The sequence below is a fragment of the Oleiphilus sp. HI0117 genome, from assembly GCF_001635235.1.
The window spans coordinates 1-3,620 of sequence record NZ_LWGA01000897.1 but is presented as its reverse complement, the minus strand read 5'-3'; the positions used below and the strand labels follow the sequence as shown (position 1 = coordinate 3,620).

Annotated in this window: 4 protein-coding genes and 1 pseudogene; all 5 read right to left on the bottom strand. The window is 44.3% G+C overall.

The window, feature by feature from the left end:
• A pseudogene (locus tag A3757_RS25780) lies at positions 1–138 on the bottom strand (porphobilinogen synthase); the annotation flags it as partial.
• A 149-nt stretch (positions 139–287) separates the two neighbouring features.
• The gene (locus tag A3757_RS15880) at positions 288–1,013 is read right to left on the bottom strand and encodes a hypothetical protein (protein ID WP_068513508.1); all 726 of its coding nucleotides are present in this window, start codon (positions 1,011–1,013) and stop codon (positions 288–290) included.
• Positions 1,014–1,314: 301 nt separating this feature from the next.
• Positions 1,315–1,512 carry a hypothetical protein gene (locus A3757_RS15870; protein ID WP_068513514.1) on the bottom strand — a complete coding sequence of 66 codons (198 nt, stop codon included), beginning with the start codon at positions 1,510–1,512 and terminating at the stop codon, positions 1,315–1,317.
• Positions 1,513–2,012: 500 nt separating this feature from the next.
• Positions 2,013–2,807, bottom strand: a complete 795-nt coding sequence (locus tag A3757_RS15865; protein WP_068512169.1) for an inositol monophosphatase family protein — start codon at positions 2,805–2,807, stop codon at positions 2,013–2,015.
• 39 nt (positions 2,808–2,846) lie between these two features.
• Positions 2,847–3,620, bottom strand: a 774-nt coding sequence (purD, locus tag A3757_RS15860; RefSeq protein WP_068739903.1) for a phosphoribosylamine--glycine ligase, incomplete at its 5' end; no start/stop codon positions are given.

The following is a 3,620-nucleotide window of genomic DNA, read 5'->3' as shown; positions in this document are numbered from 1 at the left end:
ACCTTCAAGAATAAACATGGGGTAAATCAGGTCATTGGCTGTTAGTGTATTTTCCTGCATCAAGCGACGGGAAAAGTCTTGAAAGCGCATGCGACGGAGTCGGCTGTTAGGGAATTGTCGTTGGCTGGGTGAAAACACTTTTTATCTCCGGCAATCATCAAAAATATTATGTGCTTAAGATTAGCAGGTATGCCGAAGGAAAGGCTATAACGCAAGTCAACTGGGGCTGGATTTTTGGAAGTATTTTGCTTTTCGCTAAATACAGGGAACTCGAGATCTAGGTACGCTTATATGCTTAGCTTAAGTAATAATTGAATGCTTGGGATTAAAGCGATGCTTAGCATAACAAGTGCGGAGCCTATGCAGGTCGCGCCGCATAATTGTGAACCGCGAATTTTTATTCGTTGAACAGGGTCTTGTAGCGCAGACTTCCAGTGCCTAAAAGCAGCGGGTTCAGGTATGCATAGTTGTGCTCGGCCGCTTTTAGTATGGCTCAGTTCGTGAATGTAATGCTGGTCTTGGTCGCGCTGATATAAAACCATAATTGATAAACTTGCAGCAATTACCATTGAGGCAAGTAGAACCTGCCCAAATGAAATATAGATGCTGCTGGTTATTGCAGCACCTATCATGCCTAGGCTTAGCAAGCTAATCATTGATATCAGTGCAATAAAAGTTTTGCAAGTACGTGAGTGTTTGCGGCGAGTTTTGAGAATACGAAGTTTTACTTTGTCGCCAACGTGGAAGTTGCCTGAGGCTAAGTGGTCAATTGCGGTAAAGCGAACCGGGCCTCCTTCATGCGGGTACTCAATGACAGGGTAAAAACCATTTTTAACGTAGGTTTGGCTAGTACTATTGTCGGCATGAGAAGTAAGGCTAGAGAATACTTGATGGATTGACACTACTTTTCCGTATTTAGCGTATGCGCCACGGAGAAAACGTGAATAGTCTCGATATAAAAAGGAACCGGCGACGGCAAGCGTCAAGCTTATTATTAAAGTAAAGGCGTCCATTAAATCCCAATTCTCCTGTACCTGAATCCATTTAGGTGCATGACTACAAAAAAGCGAGTGCCTTGAGACGGTAATAGTGTGTGGCAGGTCTCAAAGTGAGTGCGAATTGTCGCATAGATTTCGAAATCTGCAATGTCTTTTTAGAAATAATCAGGTCTTTTTACAGGAAAATAGCGAATAGGGTGAATTTAAATTCACTTTTATCACTCTCGGTAATATTCTTAGATGAAAAAGTTACCGAGAGCGATGGAAGAAAGAAGAAGCTAAGCGGTACTGCTATCGCTTTTAACGTAGTACTGGCTTAGATTGGTGCTGAGCCATAATTCATGGTCGGCTTCTTTGGCGGGTCAGCTCGTACGTTATTATCAACGCGTTCTACGTTACCACCTCTTTTTAGAAATTCTTCAATATCACTGCTTAGTTGTTGGCGTACAGTTTCTCTTACAACTCTGGGGGATTCGCTGCTGCATTCAGGGAGTGCAATGGCTTCTTGTGACATAATGGTACCTATCTATCTTTCTGCTATATCTCCAATTTCCTTTTATTTTTAAGGGTTTAGGAGATTTTGTGTTGCTTGTTTCTATTGTTTTCTGCACTGATCTATATAAACCGCCCAGCGACATGCCTATATTAAGGTTTATCTTTAATTATATGTAACAGTGCATTAAGTGGATAATATAATCTAAATTATAGCTTTGCAACATAAATCATTGGTTTTGTTGAATAAATTAATGTTTATATTTTCTTGTTTATCAAAGTGTCTGTTCCTGGTTTTGTAACAGAGGGCGTGATGCCTGTAACGCTAGGTGTTAAAAGGTGTTGAAATGAAAGATGCACAGGAATTATTGCTTAACTTGGCTAGGCTTAAGTTATCAGCGCAAGGGGAAGTGACTTAGTTGCGCGGAGCCTCTCCAATCATCACTTTCCAATCCCTAGTTGTTATAAGGACTTTTTAGGAGCCATTTTGGCTCCTTTTTTTTGCCTTGGATTCAGCGAGCTCTAATCCAGAATTTCGTCTAGAGCGTCATAGATTGCTGGCGTGCTAATGAGAAGGTTGTTGTTGTAGATGCAGGCAGGAATACCTTCAGGTACTGGGGTGAAGTGGCCGCAGCGTGCACCGGCTTCAAGGGCAATCAGTCTGGCTGCAGCGAAGTCCCAGGGGCTCAGTGACTCAAAATAGCCGTCAAGGCGGCCATTTGCAACCCAGCAGATATCCATTGCAGCAGAGCCTAGGCGGCGAATGTCTTGGCATTTCATCAGCACCTTTTCTGTTCGGCGCATGATTTCAGGTACGGTGCTTTTATCGTAAGGGAAACCCGTGGCAATCAGGGCTTTCCGTAAATTGTCTTGGTTGCTGACGGATAGCTTGTTCTGATTCAAATAAGAGCCTTGCCCCAAAATAGCGGAATAGCACTCGTCCAGAAACGGATTGTAGACAATTCCCACTTGTACCTCACCTTCACACGCGAATGCGATAGAGACGGCGACCATAAAGTGGCCGTGAGCATAATTAACGGTGCCGTCAATGGGGTCAATAATCCAGATGGGTTCAGCTAGGTCTTTGCCTTGGCTCGTATCGGTATATGTCTCTTCAGACATGATACGGTGGTGAGGGAATTTTTCTTGAATAGCTTCGATGATTAGTTTGTCTGCTGCAATGTCTGCAGATGTTACTAGCTCATGTTGATCTTTGTAATTCTGACTGAGTGAGCCTTTTGCTCGTTCCGACTTAATCATCGAGCCAGCTTTGATTGCTAGCTCTTTTGCGAATTTCTCTATGTCGCTATAGTTCATAGGTCACCCAGACAGATTAGTTTACAGGGTTTGGCTGCCTTAAGACTGCTGCTCTCGGGCAATGGCTCGGTAGGCAATGTCATCTCGATAGAACATACCTTCCCAGCTGATATTTTGTGCAAGCTGATAGGCCTTTTGCTGAGCTTCAGTCACATTGTTGCCCAGAGCTGTAGCGCATAATACTCTGCCACCAGACGTTGCTACTTGCTCGCCATCGAGTTTGGTGCCTGCATGAAATACTTTTGCAACATCAGACTCGCCTTGCTTTAGGCCTTTAATGATGAGGCCTTTGTCGTAGCTTCCTGGGTAGCCACCAGCGGCCAAGACAACGCCAACTGCTGCGCGAGAATCCCAGTCTGTTGTTGTTTTATCGAGAGTCTTATCCAATGCCGCATTGCATAGAGTAATTAGATCAGATTGCAGGCGCATCATAATAGGTTGTGTTTCAGGGTCGCCGAAACGGCAGTTATATTCGATGACTTTTGGTTGGCCATCTTTTGAAATCATTAAACCTGCATAGAGGAAGCCTGTATAGTCATTGCCTTCCTTCGCCATACCTTCGACGGTTGGGATAATGACTTCAGACATGATGCGATCATGGATCTCCTGGGTTACAACTGGAGCCGGTGAATAGGCACCCATTCCACCAGTATTTGGGCCAGTGTCGCCGTTGCCAACGCGCTTATGGTCCTGGCTGGTTGCCATCGGTAGAATATTCTTACCATCTGCAATAACGATGAAGCTGGCTTCTTCGCCATCAAGAAATTCTTCAATAACTACACGGCAGCCTGCTTCGCCAAAAGCATTGCCTGA

Coding starts and splice junctions, on each gene's coding strand:
- A3757_RS15880 (WP_068513508.1), bottom strand. CDS start 1,013: ATGGACGCCTTTACTTTAATAATAAGCTTGACGCTTGCCGTCGCCGGT.
- A3757_RS15870 (WP_068513514.1), bottom strand. CDS start 1,512: ATGTCACAAGAAGCCATTGCACTCCCTGAATGCAGCAGCGAATCCCCC.
- A3757_RS15865 (WP_068512169.1), bottom strand. CDS start 2,807: ATGAACTATAGCGACATAGAGAAATTCGCAAAAGAGCTAGCAATCAAA.